Annotated in this window: 17 protein-coding genes; all 17 read right to left on the bottom strand. The window is 72.4% G+C overall.

What is annotated here, in order from left to right; all coding sequences use genetic code 11:
* The 17 genes from hisG to MHO01S_RS01535 all read right to left on the bottom strand — a co-directional run bounded on the left by hisG (position 1) and on the right by MHO01S_RS01535 (position 18,090).
* Positions 1-843, bottom strand: a complete 843-nt coding sequence (gene hisG, locus MHO01S_RS01455) for an ATP phosphoribosyltransferase (RefSeq protein ID WP_061781743.1) — start codon at positions 841-843, stop codon at positions 1-3.
* A gap of 46 nt (positions 844-889) precedes the next feature.
* Positions 890-1,153, bottom strand: coding sequence for a phosphoribosyl-ATP diphosphatase (locus MHO01S_RS01460; protein ID WP_060958619.1), 264 nt, complete (start codon positions 1,151-1,153; stop codon positions 890-892).
* A 59-nt stretch (positions 1,154-1,212) separates the two neighbouring features.
* The gene (gene rpe / locus MHO01S_RS01465; RefSeq protein WP_061781744.1) at positions 1,213-1,884 is read right to left on the bottom strand and encodes a ribulose-phosphate 3-epimerase; all 672 of its coding nucleotides are present in this window, start codon (positions 1,882-1,884) and stop codon (positions 1,213-1,215) included.
* Positions 1,885-1,924: 40 nt separating this feature from the next.
* Positions 1,925-3,283 carry an RsmB/NOP family class I SAM-dependent RNA methyltransferase gene (locus MHO01S_RS01470; protein ID WP_061781745.1) on the bottom strand — a complete coding sequence of 453 codons (1,359 nt, stop codon included), beginning with the start codon at positions 3,281-3,283 and terminating at the stop codon, positions 1,925-1,927.
* Entirely contained in the window at positions 3,280-4,224 is a 945-nt protein-coding gene (fmt, locus tag MHO01S_RS01475; protein ID WP_061781746.1) for a methionyl-tRNA formyltransferase, read from the bottom strand. The genes MHO01S_RS01470 and fmt overlap by 4 nt, the downstream gene beginning before the upstream one ends.
* 47 nt (positions 4,225-4,271) lie before the next feature.
* Positions 4,272-6,263, bottom strand: a complete 1,992-nt coding sequence (locus MHO01S_RS01480) for a primosomal protein N' family DNA-binding protein (RefSeq protein ID WP_061781747.1) — start codon at positions 6,261-6,263, stop codon at positions 4,272-4,274.
* 8 nt (positions 6,264-6,271) lie between these two features.
* Positions 6,272-7,465, bottom strand: coding sequence for a methionine adenosyltransferase (metK, locus tag MHO01S_RS01485; RefSeq protein ID WP_060958615.1), 1,194 nt, complete (start codon positions 7,463-7,465; stop codon positions 6,272-6,274).
* Positions 7,466-7,584: 119 nt separating this feature from the next.
* Complete coding sequence (gene rpoZ / locus MHO01S_RS01490; RefSeq protein WP_060958614.1) at positions 7,585-7,839, bottom strand: DNA-directed RNA polymerase subunit omega; 255 nt, start codon at positions 7,837-7,839, stop codon at positions 7,585-7,587.
* 189 nt (positions 7,840-8,028) lie between these two features.
* Positions 8,029-8,925 (bottom strand): guanylate kinase, encoded by an 897-nt coding sequence (gmk, locus tag MHO01S_RS01495; RefSeq protein WP_060958613.1) that lies wholly within the window; start codon positions 8,923-8,925, stop codon positions 8,029-8,031.
* Positions 8,918-9,751, bottom strand: coding sequence for an orotidine-5'-phosphate decarboxylase (gene pyrF, locus MHO01S_RS01500; protein ID WP_061781748.1), 834 nt, complete (start codon positions 9,749-9,751; stop codon positions 8,918-8,920). Before pyrF ends, gmk begins: the two co-directional genes overlap by 8 nt.
* Positions 9,748-13,062, bottom strand: coding sequence for a carbamoyl-phosphate synthase large subunit (gene carB, locus MHO01S_RS01505; RefSeq protein WP_060958611.1), 3,315 nt, complete (start codon positions 13,060-13,062; stop codon positions 9,748-9,750). The genes pyrF and carB overlap by 4 nt, the downstream gene beginning before the upstream one ends.
* Entirely contained in the window at positions 13,062-14,213 is a 1,152-nt protein-coding gene (carA, locus tag MHO01S_RS01510; protein ID WP_061781749.1) for a glutamine-hydrolyzing carbamoyl-phosphate synthase small subunit, read from the bottom strand. Before carA ends, carB begins: the two co-directional genes overlap by 1 nt.
* Entirely contained in the window at positions 14,210-14,764 is a 555-nt protein-coding gene (locus MHO01S_RS01515) for a PH-like domain-containing protein (protein ID WP_060958609.1), read from the bottom strand. The genes carA and MHO01S_RS01515 overlap by 4 nt, the downstream gene beginning before the upstream one ends.
* On the bottom strand, positions 14,761-16,092 hold the full coding sequence (locus MHO01S_RS01520; protein ID WP_231734859.1) for a dihydroorotase: 1,332 nt from the start codon (positions 16,090-16,092) through the stop codon (positions 14,761-14,763). The genes MHO01S_RS01515 and MHO01S_RS01520 overlap by 4 nt, the downstream gene beginning before the upstream one ends.
* Complete coding sequence (locus MHO01S_RS01525; RefSeq protein ID WP_060958608.1) at positions 16,089-17,069, bottom strand: aspartate carbamoyltransferase catalytic subunit; 981 nt, start codon at positions 17,067-17,069, stop codon at positions 16,089-16,091. Before MHO01S_RS01525 ends, MHO01S_RS01520 begins: the two co-directional genes overlap by 4 nt.
* On the bottom strand, positions 17,066-17,605 hold the full coding sequence (gene pyrR, locus MHO01S_RS01530; protein ID WP_060958607.1) for a bifunctional pyr operon transcriptional regulator/uracil phosphoribosyltransferase PyrR: 540 nt from the start codon (positions 17,603-17,605) through the stop codon (positions 17,066-17,068). Before pyrR ends, MHO01S_RS01525 begins: the two co-directional genes overlap by 4 nt.
* Before the next feature lie 83 nt (positions 17,606-17,688).
* Positions 17,689-18,090, bottom strand: coding sequence for a hypothetical protein (locus MHO01S_RS01535; RefSeq protein ID WP_060958606.1), 402 nt, complete (start codon positions 18,088-18,090; stop codon positions 17,689-17,691).

The following is an 18,090-nucleotide window of genomic DNA, read 5'->3' on the forward strand; positions in this document are numbered from 1 at the left end:
TCAGAGCCTCGCGTTGTGGATCGGCGTCACCAGGATGGCGCGGGCGCCGATGGCGTAGAGCGCGTCCATGACCTGATTGACCGTCGTGCGCGGGCTCATCACGCGCACCGCCACCCACTCCGGGTCGCGCAGCGGCGAGATGGTGGGCGACTCGATGCCGGGTGCGATCGCCACCGCGTCGTCGACCAGCGACGCCGGCAGGTCGTAGTCGATGAGCACGTAGCGGCGCGCGACCATGACGCCGCGCAGGCGCCGCAGCAGGGTCTCGGTGCCCTCGGCCTCGGTGGGAGCCCCGATGAGCACGGCCTCCGACTGCAGGAGCACCGGTCCGAAGATCTCCAGGCCCGCCTGCTTCAGCGTCGTGCCGGTGGAGACCACGTCAGCGACGGCATCCGCCACGCCGAGCTGCACCGCCGACTCGACCGCACCGTCCAGCGGCACGAGGTCGACGGCGACGCCCTGCTCGTCGAGGAAGCCGTCGACGAGGCCCGGGTAGGCCGTCGCGACCCGCAGGCCCTCGAGGTCGGTCACCGCGGTGAAGCGTCCGGGAGGGCCGGCGAAGCGGAACGTCGAGCCGCCGAAGCCGAGCTGCTCGATCTCACGTGCCCCCGGCATCCGGGCGTCGAGGAGCAGGTCGCGGCCGGTGATGCCGACATCGAGGGCGCCGGAGCCGACGTAGGTCGCGATGTCCTTCGGACGCAGGTAGAAGAACTCGACCTCGTTGATCGGGTCGATGACATGGAGATCCTTGGGGTCGCGACGGCCGGTGTATCCGGCCTCCGCGAGCATCTCGGCGGCGGTGTCGGCGAGCGACCCCTTGTTCGGCACGGCGATGCGCAGCATGGGTGAAGGGCTTTCGGTAGCGGGACGAGCAGAGGCGGGAGCGCGCTCAGAGATGTCGGTACACGTCGTCGAGGGTGAGGCCCTTGGCCAGCATGAGCACCTGCAGGTGGTACAGCAGCTGGGAGATCTCCTCGGCCGTCTCGTCGTCGGACTGGTACTCCGCGGCCATCCACACCTCGGCGGCCTCTTCGACGATCTTCTTCCCGATGGCGTGCACGCCGCGGTCGAGCTGCGCGACCGTGCCGGAACCCTCGGGACGGGTCTCGGCGGTCGTCGTCAGCTCCGCGAACAGGGCGTCGAACGTCTTCACCCTGACAGGCTACCGGTCCGCGCCGGGGGCGAGCGCCGTCCGGGCGGCCGGCGGGCGGGTCAGTGCCGGTGGTGATCGGCGGCGAGGCGACGCAGGGCGGCGATCGCGCGGTCCGGCTCCCCCGCGCCGAAGACGGCCGAGCCGGCGACGAACGTGTCGGCGCCGGCCTCGGCGGCCTGGGCGATCGTCGACTCCGAGATGCCCCCGTCGACCTGCAGCCACACCTGCGAGCCGCGCCGACGGGCCTCGTCGTGCAGTCGCGCCAGCTTGGGCATCTGGTCGGCCATGAACGACTGTCCGCCGAAGCCGGGCTCCACGGTCATGACGAGGATCTGGTCGAACTCGTCGAGCACGTCGAAGAGCCCCTCGACCGCTGTCGCGGGCTTCACCGCCACCCCGGCGCGGGCACCGATCGCGCGCAGGCGGCGCGCGAGGGCCACGGGATCGGTCGCGGCCTCGAGGTGGAAGGTGACCGATGCCGCACCCAGCTCGGCATAGCCGGGAGCCCAGCGGTCGACGTCCGAGATCATGAGGTGCACGTCCAGCGGCACCGGGCTCGTCGCCTGGATGCGCTCGACCATCTGCGGCCCGAACGTCAGGTTCGGCACGAAGTGGTTGTCCATCACGTCGACGTGGACGAAGTCGGCGGTCCCGATACGGGCCAGCTCCGACTGCATGTTCACGAAGTCGGCGGCCAGGATGCTGGGGTTGATGCGGATGTCGCCGGTCACGGCACCACCCTAGCCGCCGCCGACGGGCCCGCCGGGCCGCTCAGCGCTTGCGCAGCAGCGAGATGGACATGGCATCGGTGCCGTGACGGTGCGGCCACAGCTGCGCGCGCCCGGACCCGTCCGCGGGTGGGGCGAGATCGATCGGTGCGTCGGAGATCCCCGCGACGACCGCACGCGCATCGATCTCCTCGATGGTGTCGCCGTGGGTGCGCAGGGCGTCGGCGACGACCGCGGCGGTCTCGGCCAGGTGCGGCGAGCACGTGACGTAGGCGACGATGCCGCCCGGGCGCAGTGCCGCGATCGCGGCATCCAGCAGTTCGGTCTGGAGCGCGGCGAGCTCGGGGACGTCGGCGGGCTGCTTGCGCCAGCGCGCCTCGGGACGACGGCGCAGGGCGCCCAGGCCGGTGCAGGGGGCATCGACGAGGATGCGGTCGTAGCGCCCGCGGGCGGCCCGTGTGCGACCGTCCTCCTCCGACACCGGAACCTCCAGCGGTACTGCCGCGACCGAGTCGCGCACGAGCGGCGCGCGAGCCGGCGACAGCTCGTTCGCCTCCAGCTCGGCGCCGTGGGCGAGCGCCTCCGCCGCGAGCACCGCCGTCTTGCCCCCCGGCGCGGCACAGAGGTCCAGCCAGCGCTCGCCGGGTGCCACCGGGAGGGCGCGGGAGAGGGCGAGCGCCGCCAGTTGGGATCCCTCGTCCTGCACGCGGACCAGGCCCCCGGATGCCGCGACCAGCGCCCCGGGATCGCCCCCGGCGGAGCGGAACCCGAGCGGCGAGTACGGCGTCGGCGCGGCGTCGGCGGGCCGGTGCGCCAGTCCGGGGAGAGCGGCGAGGGTGACCACCGGCGCCGCATTGTCGGCGGCGAGGAGCGCTTCGAGCTCGTCGGCGCGGCCTTCCGCGGCCAGGGCGCGGCGGAAGGCGCGGATCACCCACACGGGATGCGCGTAGCGGAGGGCGAGGCGCTCGTCGTCCGACCGCGCCCCCGCCGCGAGACGCTCGTCCCACTCGTCCGGCGTCCGCTCGCTGACGCGACGCAGCACCGCGTTCGCGAAGCCCGCCGCCGACGCGCCGACGGCTTTGCGTACCTGGCGCACGGTCTCGTTGACGGCCGCGTGCGCGGGCGTGCGCATCGCCACCAGCTGATGGACCCCCAGCAGCAGGGCGTCGCGCACGGCGGGGTCGATGTCGGCGACCGGGCGACGTGCGGCATCCGCGATGATCGCGTCGTAGGTGCCCTCGCGGCGCAGCGTGCCGTAGGTCAGCTCGGTGGCCAGTCCGGCGTCGGGGCCGGTGAGCCCGGCCCGCGTGATCGCACGCGGCAGCAGGAGGTTGGCGTACGCGTCGGAGTCGTGCACGGCGCGCAGCACGTCGTAGGCCACCCAGCGCGGCGACCCGCTCACGAGGCCGCCTCCCCCGACGACGGCAGCTCGATGCGCGGGTCGTCGACCCGCACGCCGCGCCACCAGTCCCCCGCCGCCATCGCGCTCTTGCCGGCCGGCTGGACGGTCTTCAGGACCACGCTGGTGCCGCCGCCGGCACCGAGCAGGATGTCGCGGCCCGAGGCGCTCACCACGCCCGGCTCCAGCCCCGCATCCGGCCCGCGGTGCGCCGCGAGGATCTTCAGCCGCGCGCCGTCGAAGCTCACGTGCGCCCCGGGCTCGGGCGTCGTGCCGCGGAAACGGTCCAGCACGACGTCGGCGGGAGCCGTGAGGTCGAGGGCGCCATCGGCGATGGACAGCTTCGGAGCGAGCGTGGCCGTCCCCGTCTGCGGCGCCGCGCGCGCGGTTCCCGCCGCGATCTCGTCGACGACGCGCACGAGCAGCTCGGCGCCGGCGTCGGCCAGCTCGGTGAGCACCTCCCCCGCGGTCGCGCCGCGGGGGACGTCGTAGCGCACCTCTGCGAAGACGTCACCCGCATCCAGGGCGGCGACGAGCTGGAACACGCTCGCCCCCGTGGTCCGGTCCCCCGCGATGAGCGCGTGCTGCACCGGGGCTGCGCCCCGCCAGCGCGGCAGGAGGGAGAAGTGCAGGTTGATCCACCCGTGCTTCGGCATCGACAGCAGCGGTTCCCGCACGAGGCCGCCGTAGGCCACGATGACGCCGAGATCGGGCGCGAGGGCGTCGATCGCGGCGCTCGCCGCGGCGTCGAGGCGGTCGGCCTTGACGATCGGCACCCCCAGGTCCGCTGCCGCCGCGGCCACCGCGGACGGCGTCAGCACCCGCTTGCGACCGAGGGGCGCGTCGCTGCGGGTGACGACCCCGACGAGATCGTGAGCGGATGCCGCGACCGCCCGCAGGGACGGGACGGCGGGCGCCGGTGTGCCGGCGAAGACGATGCGCATGGGATACCTCGGTTGATGACGACGATCACGGCGGCGAGCCCGCCGGATCAGAGATCGAGTTCGGGGACGTCGAGCCGCACCCGCAGTGTAGTGCGCGCGCCGCTGTTCGCCCCGCGCGCCGGTCCGCGACGGGCCGCGCGACGCCCCCGCAGGGCCTCGGCGACGACGGCCGCGCGCAGCGTATCGGCGACCGCCTTGCCGTGGGCGTAGTCGAAGCGCACGAGGGCGCGGACCACCCCCTCCTCAAGGGGGACGGGACCCAGGATCGCGCCCGCGGGGGCGGCGAGCGTGGGAACGGCGTCGCGGACCGCGCTGAGCGCCCCCTCGACGGCGGTCACGCTGCCCTCGACCGCCGCGACGCGGATCACCGGTGGCATCGCGAGCGGCGCGCGGTCGGCGAGCTCCGCGCGCGCGTAGGCCGGCTGCGTCCAGGTCGCGAGGGCGCGTGCGACCGGTCCCGCGACACCCACGAGGTGCACGGGGGCCGTCGGGGCCGCGAGCGCGGCCGCGTTCGACCACCAGCGCAGCGCGGACTCCCCGATGCGCAGCTGCTCGGCCAGCAGCATCCGGTCGCCGTCGAGCAGGATCACCGCCCGATAGCCGCCGCGCGCGAACGGCTCGGCGCCGCGGGTCGCGATGACGAGCGCCGGCCGCTCGTCGACGTGGGTCACGGGATGCGCGCCGTCGGCGACGATGACGCGGGTGTGGGGGAAGGCGCGTCCGAGCTCGTCCGCCGTGCGCTCGCTGCCCGACGACGCCATGCGCAGCTTCACCGAGCCGCAGTTCGCGCACGTCCAGGCGGGGGCGGAACGGCCGCACCACCCGCAGTCGGGGGTCGCTCCGGGGCGGCGCGCCCGCAGCGGGCCCGTGCAATGGCGGCAGCGGGCGGGCGTGCGGCAGTCGGCGCACACCAGCACCGGCGAGTAGCCCGGGCGGGCGACCTGCACGAGGACCGGTCCCTCGTGCAGGGCGTCGCGGGCGGCGGCGAACGCGCTCGACGGCACGCGGGCTCCCCGCGACTCGCCCTCGCGTGTGGCCGACAGCACGACGGTCGGGCTCGGCCGCCGGGCCGCCGGCAGGTCGCGCACCCAGCCGAGCTGCACCAGCCGCTCCACGTCGGTCGTGCGCGTGTGACCGGCGAACACGAGCGCCGAGCCCTCCAGCTCCTGGCGGAGGAGGGCCGCGTCGCGCGCGTGGACGCCGGGACTGAGCGGCTCGGCCAGCAGGGGGTCGCCGTCGTCCCACACGACGACGCAGGCCGTGTCGTGCGCGGGGGCGTAGACCGTCGACCGGTTGCCGACCACGATGCACGGCGACGGCGTCAGCAGCCGCAGGTAGGTGGCGTAGCGCTCGGGGCCGGAGCGGCGCGCGTCGTCGCGCACCACGGCGTCGTCGGGTGCGCGCCCCGCGAGCGCGGTCAGGAGCTGGTCCTGGTCGCGGTGATCGGGCACCACCAGCACGGTGCTGCGCCCGTCCGCCAGCGTGCGCACGGCGATCGCGGCGACCAGGTCGGCCCACGCGCCGACCGGGCGATCGGGCGCGGGGCGCGGCGGCGCGTCGAGGGCGAGCCGCTCCCCCGCCGCGACGGCCCCGGACAGCCCCGGATAGGCCGCGAGCACGCCGTCGGCCCAGGCCGCGGCATCCGTCGACACCTCGGCGGCGGAGGCGTCCGCATCTCCGGCGGCGAGCCACGCCTTCTCCGCGCGCACCATCCGCTTCGGGATCACCAGCCTCAGGATGTCGCTCGCCGAGCCGGCGGCGCGGTCGGCCGCGCGTCGGGCGAGCGCGTACAGCGCCGGGGTCAGCACGGGCACCGACGAGACGACCGCGTCGAGCTCGGAGAGCGGCCGCTCGGGCGCCTCCGCCGTGTGCACCTCGACGAGGTAGCCGTCCACGACGCGCCCCGCCGTCCGCAGCGGCACGCGCACCCGGACTCCCGGCACGGCATCGGCGACGAGCGATGCCGGGACCTCGTAGTCGAAGAGCCGGTCCAGCTGCGGCAGGGGCGAGTCGATGAGGACCCGGGCGACGACGATCACGGCGTCGGTCAGAGACCCGCGGCGGCGCGCAGCTCCTCGACGCGGTCGGTGCGCTCCCACGTGAACTCGGGAAGCTCCCGGCCGAAGTGGCCGTAGGCGGCCGTCTGCGCGTAGATGGGCCGCAGCAGGTCGAGGTCGTCGATGATCGCCTTCGGACGCAGGTCGAACACCTCTCGGATCGCCCGGGTGATCTTCTCGTCGGACACGTGCGCGGTGCCGAACGTCTCGACGTAGAGCCCGACGGGCTCCGCGCGACCGATCGCGTACGCGACCTGCACCTCGAGGCGGTCGGCGAGACCGGCCGCGACGGCGTTCTTGGCGACCCACCGCATCGCGTAGGCCGCGGAGCGGTCGACCTTGGACGGGTCCTTGCCGCTGAACGCGCCGCCGCCGTGGCGGGACGCGCCGCCGTAGGTGTCGATGATGATCTTGCGGCCGGTGAGACCGGCGTCGCCCTTCGGGCCGCCGGTGACGAACGGGCCCGCGGGGTTGATGACGTAGCGGACGTTCGACACGTCGAGGCCGGTGGTGGCGAGGATGGGGTCGATGACCTCGGCCTGCACCGCGGCCCGCAGGGCGGGCAGCGAGATGTCGGGGTTGTGCTGGGTGGAGAGCACGACGGTGTCGACGGTGCGCGGCACCGGACCGTCGTAGCCGAGGGTCACCTGGGTCTTGCCGTCGGGACGCAGGAACCCGAGCGCGCCGGAGCGGCGGGCATCCGTGAGACGCTCGGCCAGCCGGTGGGCGGTCCAGATCGCCATCGGCATGAGCTGCGGTGTCTCGTTCGTCGCGTAGCCGAACATGATGCCCTGGTCGCCCGCGCCGAGCGCGTCGACGGGGTCGACCGAACCGCCCTCGCGGTGCTCGATCGCGTTGTCGACGCCGGCCGCGATGTCGCCGGACTGCTCGCCGATCGACACCGTGACGCCGCAGGAGTCGCCGTCGAAGCCGGTTTCGCTCGAGGTGTAGCCGATGCGGTTCACGACCCGGCGGACGATGCCGGGGATGTCGACGTAGCCGTCGGTACGGACCTCACCCGCCACGTGCACGAGGCCCGTCGTCACGAGGGTCTCCACCGCGACACGGCTGCCCGGGTCGACCGTCAGCAGGGCGTCGAGGATCGAGTCGGAGATCTGGTCGCAGATCTTGTCCGGGTGCCCCTCGGTGACGGATTCGGACGTGAACAGACGCAGCGCGCTCATCGGTGCTCCAGACGACAACGGGTACTCGACAATCATGCCCGCGATCTCCGACACGACGTCGTCGTAGCGGGGATCACGGGCATGGCGACGCCATACGGCGTCATGAAGTCAGCGGAGGATCACTCGGCCGCGCGCAGGCGCAGCTTGTCCTCGTGGATCTCGTGCAGCGCGATCGTGAGCGGCTTGTCCTCGACGCTCGAGTCGACGAGCGGACCGACGTTGTCGAAGAGGTTCCCCTCGTGCAGGTCGGAGTAGTAGTCGTTGATCTGGCGCGCGCGCTTGGCCGCGTAGATCACGAGCTGGTACTTGGAGTCGACCTTGTCGAGCAGTGCGTCGATGGGCGGGTCGATGATGCCCTTGTCACGTCCGGCCATGATGAACCTCCAGGATCGAATGGCGGTGGGAAAACTCGCGGGGACACGCCCACGCGGGAGAACTCGTGGCCGCAGGATGCCGCGGCATCCGTTCATTCTATCAGCGCGGACTCGGCGATCGCTTTCATCCGTCCCGCGACCTCGCTTCTGCGGGTGCGATCCGACCTCGCGGGACGGATGAAGCGGCGCTCAGCGGGCGAGGGCCGCGATCTCGGCGGCGGCGCGGGCGACGTCGTCGTTGACGACGCGGTAGTCGAACTCGCCCTGGGCGGCGAGTTCCACCTTGGCCGTCTTGAGGCGTCGGGTCCGCTCCTCGGCTCCCTCGGTCCCGCGCCCCACGAGGCGGTTGACGAGCTCGTCCCAGCTGGGCGGGGTGAGGAACACCAGCGTCGCGTCGGGCGCGGCGGCGCGCACCTGGCGCGCGCCCTGCAGGTCGATCTCCAGCAGCACCGTGCGGCCCGCGGCCAGCGCCTCGTCGATCGGCCCGCGCGGTGTCCCGTAGCGGAACGCGTTGTGCACCGTGGCGTGCTCCAGCAGGGCGCCGTCGGCGATGAGCCGGTCGAAGCCGGCGTCGTCGACGAAGAAGTAGTGCTCGCCGTCGACCTCGCCCGGTCGCGGCGAGCGGGTGGTGGCCGAGACGGACAGCAGGATCTCGGGGTGGTGCTCCTTGATGTGGGCGGCGACGGTGCCCTTGCCGACGGCGGTGGGGCCCGCGAGCACGATCAGCCGGCTGCGGCCGCCGCGGGGCTGCAGCGGCGGGAACCGGGTGTCGAGCCACTCCTTCAGCGCGATGCGTTGGCGGGCGCCAAGGCCGCCGAGCCGCTTGACGGGGGCGATCTCCAGGTCCGCGAGGATGCGGTCGCGCTTGCCCTCGCCGATGGCCGGCAGCGCCGTCAGGAACTCGGTGATCCGCATCGCGCCGGCGGGGCTCTCCGGCGCGTCGAGCGCGCGCTGCAACAGCTCCTGCGGCGTGATGACCCGCATCGCGACGTCGTGCTTGAGGGCCGCGCGTTCGCGGCGCGCGGCGACGGCGCGACGGGATGCCGCGACACGGTCGACCTCGGGAGGTGTGCGGGAGTCAGCCATGGGATCCTCCACGGTACAGGGCGGCGCGTTCGGCGATCCGCGCGGCGAGCCGGTCGGGTCCGGCGGACAGGATGCTGCGGCTCTCGCTCGCGATCACGCCGTCGGCGAGGCCGCCGAACACGCGCGTCAGGTCGGCGGGCTCGGCGCCCTGGGCTCCGAAGCCGGGGGCGAGGATCGGCACGGTCCGCCCGAACGGTCGCAGGCCGCGGTCCGCGAGGTCGACCGTCGCGCCCACCACGAGGCCGAGCGAGGCCCAGTCGCCCGTGGAGGAGTCGGCGGCGACCACCTCGGCGGCCACGGCGGCGGCGACCGGGGCGCCGGTGTCCACGTGCGCCGTCTGCAGCTGCGCCGCCTCGGGGTTGCTCGTCGCGGCGAGGACGAAGGCGCCCTTCCCGTGGGTCAGCGCGGAGGCCAGGGTCGAGGCCAGCGCGCCGACGCCGAGGTACGGGCTCAGGGTGAGGGCGTCCGCCTCCAGCGGCGCCCCGGGGGGCAGCCACGCGGCCGCGTACGCGTCCATCGTCGTGCCGATGTCGCCGCGCTTGGCGTCGGCGATCACGATCAGCCCCGCGGCGCGGGCGGCCGCCATGACCTCTTCGAGGGCGGCGAGCCCGGCGGACCCGAACCGCTCGAAGAACGACACCTGCGGCTTGACGATCCCCACGGTGGATGCCGCGGCATCCACCGTGCGCAGCCCGAACTCACGCACGCCCTGCGCGTCGACACCGAGCCCCCACTCCCGCAGGAGCGTCTCATGGGGGTCGATGCCGACGCACAGGCGTCCGCGCGTGGCGACGGCCCTCTGCAGTCGCGAGCCGAACGAGCTCACACCGCGGCCCGCTGCTCGGCGGCCTGGAGAGCCTCGGCGCGGTCGACCGCGTACTCCTGGAGGCTGCGCACGGCGAAGCCTTCCCGCAGCACCGGCAGCGCGCTGACCGCGGCGCCGAGGACGGCCATCGTGGTGAACAGTGCCTTGTCGGCGGCCACGGCCGCCGCGCGGATCTCGTACCCGTCGGCGCGGGCGATGCCGCCGGAGGGGGTGTTCACGACGATGTCGATCTCGCCCGCGTTGATGAGGTCGACGACGTTGCGCTCCCCCGACTCCTGCGTGTCGGAGTACTTGTTCACGACGTCCACGCGGATGCCGTTGCGCGCGAGGATCTCGGCCGTGCCCGACGTCGCGACGAGGCGGAAGCCGAGCTCCTGCAGGCGGTGCGCCGGCAGGATCACGGCGCGCTTGTCGTCATCGGCCACCGACAGGAATACCGTGCCCGAGGTCGGCATGCCGCCGTAGGCCGCCGCCTGGCTCTTGGCGAACGCAGTCGGGAAGTCGCGGTCGATGCCCATGACCTCGCCGGTGGAGCGCATCTCCGGGCCGAGCACGGAGTCGACGGTGTGGCCGTCGGCGGTGCGGAACCGCTTGAACGGGAGCACGGCCTCCTTGACGGCCACGGGAGCGTCCAGCGGCACGCGCGAGCCGTCCTCGACGGGCAGCAGGCCCTCCGCCTTGAGCTCGGCGATGGTGGAGCCGGCCATGATGCGCGACGCCGCCTTGGCCAGCGGGATGCCGAGCGCCTTGGACACGAACGGCACGGTGCGCGAGGCGCGCGGGTTCGCCTCGATCACGTAGAGCACGCCCGCCGACACGGCGAACTGCACGTTGAGCAGACCCCGCACGCCGACGCCTTCCGCGATCGCCTGCGTGGCGGTGCGGACGCGGTCGATCTCGGTGCGACCGAGCGAGATGGGCGGGAGGGTGCACGACGAGTCGCCGGAGTGGATGCCGGCCTCCTCGAGGTGCTCCATGACGCCACCGATGTACAGCTCGTGGCCGTCGTAGAGCGCGTCGACGTCGAGCTCGATCGCGTCGTCGAGGAAGCGGTCGACCAGCAGCGGCTTGCCCTCCTCGATGACGACCTCACCGGCGGTGCGCACGAAGTAGTCGCGCAGGCTCTCGGTGTCGTAGACGATCTCCATGCCGCGGCCGCCGAGCACGAAGCTCGGGCGCACGAGCACGGGGTAGCCGATCTCCTCGGCGATCGCGACGGCGCCCGCCTCGTCGACGGCCGTGTCGTGGCGCGGGGCCACGAGTCCGGCGCGGTCGAGCAGCTGCGAGAACAGCTCGCGCTCCTCGGCGATGTCGATGGCGGCGGGAGAGGTGCCGAGGATCGTGTAGCCGGCCTCCTCGATGCCCTTCGCGAGTCCCAGCGGCGTCTGACCGCCGAGCTGGCAGACCACGCCGAGGATCGTGCCCGACGCGCTCTCGGCGTGCAGGACCTCCAGGACGTCTTCGAGCGTGAGCGGCTCGAAGTACAGCCGGTCGCTCGTGTCGTAGTCGGTCGAGACGGTCTCCGGGTTGCAGTTGACCATGATCGTCTCGTAGCCGGCGTCCGACAGGGCGAACGAGGCGTGCACGCACGAGTAGTCGAACTCGACGCCCTGGCCGATGCGGTTCGGACCCGACCCGATGATGACGACCTTGGTGCGATCGCTCGGCGTGACCTCGGTCTCGTAGTCGTAGCTGGAGTAGTGATACGGCGTCAGGGCGGGGAACTCCCCCGCGCACGTGTCGACCGTCTTGTACACCGGGCGGATGCCGAGGCCGTAGCGGACGCCGCGGATCTCGGCCTCGGTCACGCCCCGCAGCTGCGCGAGCTGCGCATCGCTGAAGCCGTGCTCCTTGGCCAGACGCAGGGTCGCGGCATCCAGCTCGGCGGCGGCCTGCACGAAGGCGGCGACCTCGTTGATCAGTGCCATCTGGTCCAGGAACCACGGGTCGATCTTCGTGGCCTCGAACGCCTGGGCGACCGTGGCGCCCTTGCGCATCGCCTGCTGCAGCGTCACGATGCGCCCGTCGGTGGGGACCTTCGCGATCTCCAGCAGCTCCTCCACCGAGCGGGGCTCTTCGCCCCAGTGGAAGCTCGATCCGCGCTTCTCGAGCGAGCGCAGCGCCTTCTGCAGCGCCGTCGTGTAGTTGCGGCCGATCGCCATCGCCTCACCGACCGACTTCATGGTGGTCGTGAGCGTCGCGTCGGCGTTCGGGAACTTCTCGAAGTTGAAGCGCGGCACCTTGACGACGACGTAGTCGAGCGTCGGCTCGAAGCTCGCCGGCGTCGCCTGGGTGATGTCGTTCGGGACCTCGTCGAGGCGGTAGCCGATCGCGAGCTTCGCGGCGAGCTTCGCGATCGGGAAGCCCGTCGCCTTGGAGGCGAGGGCCGACGAGCGCGAGACGCGCGGGTTCATCTCGATGACGATGATGCGCCCGGATGCCGGGTCGACGGCGAACTGGATGTTGCAGCCGCCGGTGTCCACGCCGACGGCGCGGATGATGTCGATGCCGATGTCGCGGAGCTTCTGGTACTCGCGGTCGGTCAGGGTCAGCGCGGGGGCCACCGTGATCGAGTCGCCGGTGTGCACGCCGACCGGGTCGACGTTCTCGATGGAGCAGACGACGACCGTGTTGTCGGCCATGTCGCGCATGAGCTCGAGCTCGTACTCCTTCCAGCCGAGGATCGACTCCTCCAGGAGCACCTCGGTGGTCGGCGAGTCGCGCAGGCCCGCACCGCCGATGCGACGCAGGTCCTCCTCGTCGTAGGCGAAGCCGGAGCCCAGGCCGCCCATCGTGAACGAGGGGCGCACGACCAGCGGATAGCCGAGCTCGGCGGCGCCGGAGATCAGATCGTCCATCGTGTGGCAGATGACGCTGCGGGCCACGTCGGCCCCGGCATCCAGCACGAGCTGCTTGAAGATCTGACGGTCCTCGCCCTTGCGGATGGCGTCGACCTTGGCGCCGATGAGCTCGACGCCGTACTTGTCGAGGATGCCCTGCTCGTGCAGCGCCATGGCGGCGTTGAGCGCGGTCTGGCCGCCCAGGGTCGGCAGGATCGCGTCGGGCTTCTCCTTCTGGATGATCGTCTCGATCACGGCGGGCGTGATCGGCTCGATGTAGGTCGCGTCCGCGAAGTCGGGGTCGGTCATGATCGTCGCCGGGTTCGAGTTGACGAGGATGACGCGCACGCCCTCCTCGCGCAGCACGCGGCAGGCCTGGGTTCCCGAGTAATCGAACTCGCAGGCCTGGCCGATGACGATCGGGCCGGAGCCGATGACGAGGACGCTCGTGATGTCGTCGCGCTTGGGCATCAGTTCTTGTTCTCCAGAGAGGTGCGCACCATGTCGGCGAAGCGGTCGAAGAGGTAGTTGGCGTCGTGCGGGCCGCCGGCGGCCTCGGGGTGGTACTGCACGCTGAACGCCGGGATGTCGAGGGCGCGAAGGCCCTCCACGACGTTGTCGTTGAGGCCGATGTGGCTCACCTCGACGCGGCCGTAGCCGTTCGGGCTGAGGGTCTCGCCGTCCAGCGGAGCGTCCACGGCGAACCCGTGGTTGTGCGCCGTGATCTCCACGCGCCCGGTCTGCTTGTCGAGCACCGGCTGGTTGATGCCACGGTGGCCGAAGGGCAGCTTGTACGTGCCGAAGCCGAGCGCACGGCCGAGCAGCTGGTTGCCGAAGCAGATGCCGAAGAAGGGCAGGCCGTCGTCGAGCACGTTGCGCAGGAGCGTGACGTGGTCGTCGGATGCCGCGGGGTCGCCCGGGCCGTTGGAGTAGAAGACGGCCACGGGGTCGATCGCGCGGACCTCGTCGATCGTCGCCGACTGCGGCAGCACGTGCACGTCGAACCCGCGGGCGGCGAGGTTGAGCACGGTCGCGCGCTTCACGCCGAGGTCGAGCACGGCCAGGGCGCCCAGCCTCTGCACGTCGGCGGCGGCGGGCGTGACCTCGACCTCGCTGACCGAGACGGCTGCGGAGAGGTTCTGGCCGGCCATCTCGGGCGCTTCGCGCACGATGCGCAGCTGCTCCTCGGGGTCGAGGGCCGCGGCCTCGCCGGAGAACACGCCGCCGCGCATCGAGCCCGACGAGCGGAGCACGCGGGTGACGGCGCGGGTGTCGATGCCGGCGATGCCGACGATCCCGTCGCGCACGAGGGCGTCGTCGAGCGACTCGTCGGCACGCCAGTTGGAGACGACGCGCGAGGGGTCGCGCACGATGTAGCCGGCGACCCAGATGCGGCGTGACTCGGGGTCTTCGCCGTTCATCCCGGTGTTGCCGATGTGCGGCGCGGTCTGCAGGACGATCTGTCCCGCGTAGGAGGGATCGGTGAGCGTCTCCTGGTAGCCGGTCATGCCGGTGGAGAAGACGACTTCGCCGAGGGTCGTGCCCCGTGCGCCATAGGCGCGGCCGGGGTGGCGGGAGCCGTCTTCGAGGACGAGGACGGCGGGGTCGAGCAAGAAGGTCATGCGGCGTTTCCCGTCGAGGTGGTGGAGGTCTGGTCTGTCGCGGTCGGGGTCGAAGGCGGCAGGAGGGCGGAGATCGCAGCGGCGAGGGCGGAGGCCGACTCGTCCTGCGGGCGGAGGTAGCTGTCGACGATCTCGGTGGAGCCGTCCGAGCGGTCCGCGAGCCAGGCGATGCGCACGAGCCCGCCCGCCTCGACCACACGGTCGATGGCCGTGTTGGCGAGGTCGACGCCGGAGATCCGCTCGAGAGCGAGGAACATGCGCGGCTGGCCCACGAGGTCGAGGGCGACGCCCCGATCGGTGACCGTCACGTCGAGGCGCGAACGGAAGCCGAGCCCGCGGATCGCGAGGCGTTCCAGGGCGTCGTCGTGCCGGGTCGTCGCGACGTAGAAGCCCGAGCTGCGAACCTGCTCGCGGGCGTCCGTCGGCGCCTCGCCGAACGGTGCGGCGAGCCCGCCGTCCCGCCGGGATCGTCGTCGCCACGCGACCACACCGAGCGCCAGGAGCCCGACGGCCACGGCGATCATGACGAGCAGTGCCCCTTCACGGGTCATGACGTGACCTCCTTCATGCCGGTGGCCACGACGCCGTCGGCGACCGTCGGAGCGCCGCGGAAGAACGTCCACCGCACCTCGCCCGGCAGTTCGCGGCCCAGGTAGGGAGAGTTGACGCTGCGTCCGCGCAGATCGTCGCGGCCGAACGTCCGCACCGGCGCCGGGTCGTACAGCGTGAGCGAGGCCGGTGCTCCCACGGTGAGCGGCGTGCCGGCGTCGGCGAGGCGGCCGATGCGGGCCGGTGCGGCCGACATCACGCGGGTGACGTCGTCCCACGACAGCATCCCGGTCTGCACCATCGCCTGGTGGACGACCCGCAGCGCGGACTCCAGCCCCACCATGCCGTTGGCGGCCGCCTGCCACTCGCACGACTTGGCCTCCGCCGGGTGCGGGGCGTGGTCGGTGGCGACGATGTCGATCGTGCCGTCGGCGAGGCCTTCGCGCACGGCCTGCACGTCCTCGTCGCGGCGCAGCGGCGGGTTCACCTTGTAGCGGGCGTCGTAGCCGCGCACGAGATCCTCGGTGAGGAGCAGGTGGTGCGGCGTGACCTCGGCGGTGACGTTCACGCCCCGCTTCTTCGCCCAGCGGATGATGTCGACCGACCCGGCCGTCGAGAGGTGGCACACGTGCAGGCGGGAGCCGACGTGTTCGGCGAGCAGCACATCGCGGGCGATGATCGACTCCTCGGCCACGGCGGGCCAGCCGGCGAGGCCGAGCTCGGCCGAGACCGTGCCCTCGTTCATCTGGGCGCCCTCGGTCAGCCGCGGATCCTGTGCGTGCTGCGCGACGACGCCGTCGAACGCCTTCACGTACTCCAGCGCGCGGCGCATGATGAGCGGGTCGAAGACGCAGAAGCCGTCATCGCTGAAGACGCGCACGCGGGCGCGGGAGGATGCCATCGCGCCCAACTCGGCGAGGCGTTCGCCCTTCTGCCCCACCGTCACGGCGCCGATCGGCTGCACGTGCACGTAACCGGCCGCCTCGCCCAGCGCGAGCTCCTGCTCCACGACACCGGCCGTGTCGGCGACCGGCGAGGTGTTCGGCATCGCGAACACCGTCGTGAACCCGCCCGCCGCGGCGGCGCGCGAACCTGTCAGCACCGTCTCCGACGCCTCGTAGCCGGGCTCGCGCAGATGCACGTGCAGGTCGACCAGGCCGGGCAGGGCGATCAGCCCGTCGGCATCCACCACATCGGCGCCGGCGCGGGTGAGCCCGGTGCCGATCTCGGCGATGCGGCCGCCTTCGAGCACCACGTCGGCGGCCTCTGCCCCGTTCAGGCGGGCGCCGCGGATGATCGTCGGGCGCTCCGGGGTGTGTGGAACCGTCACGGGGCGTGCTCCTCTGCGTTCGTGTCGCGCTCGCCGGGTCGTTCGCCGGCCAGCACCAGGTACAGCACCGCCATCCGCACCGAGACGCCGTTCGCGACCTGCTCCAGCACGGTCGAGCGCGGGGAATCGGCGGCGTCGGCGGAGATCTCCAGGCCCCGGTTCATGGGGCCCGGGTGCATCACCATGCTACCGTCCGGCAGAGCGGCCAGACGCTCGGCATCCAGTCCCCATCGACGCGAATACTCCCGTTCAGTGGGGAAATACGCCGCGTTCATGCGTTCGAGCTGAATCCGCAGCATCATGATCGCGTCCGGTGCGCCCGCGATGGCCTCGTCGAGGTCGTAGACGATGCGCGCTGGCCACGCCGAGACATCCTGAGGGATCAGCGTCGGAGGAGCGACGAGAGTGACCTCCGCGCCGAGCGTGTGCAGCAGCCAGACGTTCGAGCGCGCGACGCGCGAGTGCAGGATGTCGCCGACGATCGCGACCCGCACGCCCGCGAGGTCTCGGCCGCGGCTGTCGTCGCCGAAGCGGCGCTTGCGGATCGTGAAGGCGTCGAGCAGCGCCTGGGTGGGGTGCTCGTGCGTGCCGTCGCCGGCGTTGACGACGCCCGCGGTGATCCAACCGCTCGTGGCGAGGGTGTGCGGTGCTCCGGACGCGCCGTGACGGATGACCACGGCATCCGCGCCCATCGCCTGCAGCGTCTGGGCGGTGTCCTGCAGCGACTCCCCCTTGCTGACGCTGGAACCCTTGGCGGAGAAGTTGATGACGTCGGCCGACAGTCGTTTCGCGGCCGCTTCGAAGGAGATGCGCGTGCGCGTCGAGTCCTCGAAGAAGAGGTTGACGATCGTCTTGCCGCGTAGCGTCGGCAGCTTCTTGATCTCCCGCGACTGGGTGTCGCGCATGTCCTCGGCGACGTCGAGGATGCGCAGGGCCTGCTCGCGTGCGAGCGTGCGGGTGTCGAGCAGGTGCCTCATGATGCGATCGTCACCTCTTCGACGCCGTCGACTTCCGCGAGGTGCACGTTGACGCGCTCGCTGCGGGCGCTCGGCAGGTTCTTGCCGACGAAATCGGGGCGGATCGGCAGCTCACGATGGCCGCGGTCCACGAGGATGGCGAGCCGCACCGCGGCGGGGCGGCCGATGTCGCCGATCGCGTCCAGGGCGGCCCGGATGCTGCGTCCCGAGAACAGCACGTCGTCCACGAGGACGACGGTCTTGCCGTCGATCCCCCCGGCCGGGATCTGCGTCGGGCGCGGCGTGCGGGTGGGATTGCGGTGCAGGTCGTCGCGGTACATCGTGACGTCGAGGGCGCCGACGGGGACGCTCGAGCCGGAGATCTCGCCGAGGAGGCCGCCGATGCGCTCCGCGAGGGTCACCCCCCGGGTCGGGATGCCGAGGAGGACGAGGCCGTCCGCCCCTTTGTTGGACTCCAGGATCTCATGGGAGATCCGAGTCAGTGCGCGGGCGATGTCGGCTGTCTGCATCACGGTACGCGTGTTACCGGTGCTCATCCGTCGCTCCCTTCTCCGCCTCACGGGACGGTGTTAAAGGTTGCTGTGGTACGTCACCCACTCTACCCGACCCGGGCGGCGCTTCAGGTGGTGGATCGCCCCGGCGCGATCGCGCGTCGTACCCCGGCGCGGGCGGCCGTGAGACCGAGCACGAGCAGCGTCACCGACCAGAAGCCCCCGAGGGAGACGGCGTCGCCGAAGAGCAGGTCCTCGAGCCACAGCACGACGAACTTGCTGCCGGGCAGGATCAGCACCAGCATCACGATCGAGGTGACACGCCGCGCCGCCGTCGACGCCGCGCGCAGCCGTGCCACGACCCTCTTCTTGACCCGCAGCACCAGCTCGAGGACGAGCTTGAGCATGACCGCGGTCGCGAGCGAGACGGCGAAGCTCTCGGTGATGACGCCCGGGACGAACTCGGCGGTCAGGTTGAGGATCACGAGGTAGACGAGGACGTCCACGAGGTGCAGCGGGTCGATCTTCAT

This window comes from Microbacterium hominis NBRC 15708 (assembly GCF_001592125.1).
GTDB classification, from domain to species: Bacteria; Actinomycetota; Actinomycetes; order Actinomycetales; family Microbacteriaceae; genus Microbacterium; species Microbacterium hominis.

What these genes read in the sequence shown, in the direction of transcription:
- hisG (WP_061781743.1), bottom strand. Translation starts at nt 843, where the DNA reads ATGCTGCGCATCGCCGTGCCGAACAAGGGGTCGCTCGCCGACACCGCC.
- fmt (WP_061781746.1), bottom strand. Translation starts at nt 4,224, where the DNA reads ATGCGCATCGTCTTCGCCGGCACACCGGCGCCCGCCGTCCCGTCCCTG.
- metK (WP_060958615.1), bottom strand. Translation starts at nt 7,465, where the DNA reads ATGAGCGCGCTGCGTCTGTTCACGTCCGAATCCGTCACCGAGGGGCAC.
- rpoZ (WP_060958614.1), bottom strand. Translation starts at nt 7,839, where the DNA reads ATGGCCGGACGTGACAAGGGCATCATCGACCCGCCCATCGACGCACTG.
- MHO01S_RS01525 (WP_060958608.1), bottom strand. Translation starts at nt 17,069, where the DNA reads ATGAGGCACCTGCTCGACACCCGCACGCTCGCACGCGAGCAGGCCCTG.
- carA (WP_061781749.1), bottom strand. Translation starts at nt 14,213, where the DNA reads ATGACCTTCTTGCTCGACCCCGCCGTCCTCGTCCTCGAAGACGGCTCC.
- gmk (WP_060958613.1), bottom strand. Translation starts at nt 8,925, where the DNA reads ATGGCTGACTCCCGCACACCTCCCGAGGTCGACCGTGTCGCGGCATCC.
- MHO01S_RS01535 (WP_060958606.1), bottom strand. Translation starts at nt 18,090, where the DNA reads ATGAAGATCGACCCGCTGCACCTCGTGGACGTCCTCGTCTACCTCGTG.
- carB (WP_060958611.1), bottom strand. Translation starts at nt 13,062, where the DNA reads ATGCCCAAGCGCGACGACATCACGAGCGTCCTCGTCATCGGCTCCGGC.
- MHO01S_RS01515 (WP_060958609.1), bottom strand. Translation starts at nt 14,764, where the DNA reads ATGACCCGTGAAGGGGCACTGCTCGTCATGATCGCCGTGGCCGTCGGG.
- pyrR (WP_060958607.1), bottom strand. Translation starts at nt 17,605, where the DNA reads ATGAGCACCGGTAACACGCGTACCGTGATGCAGACAGCCGACATCGCC.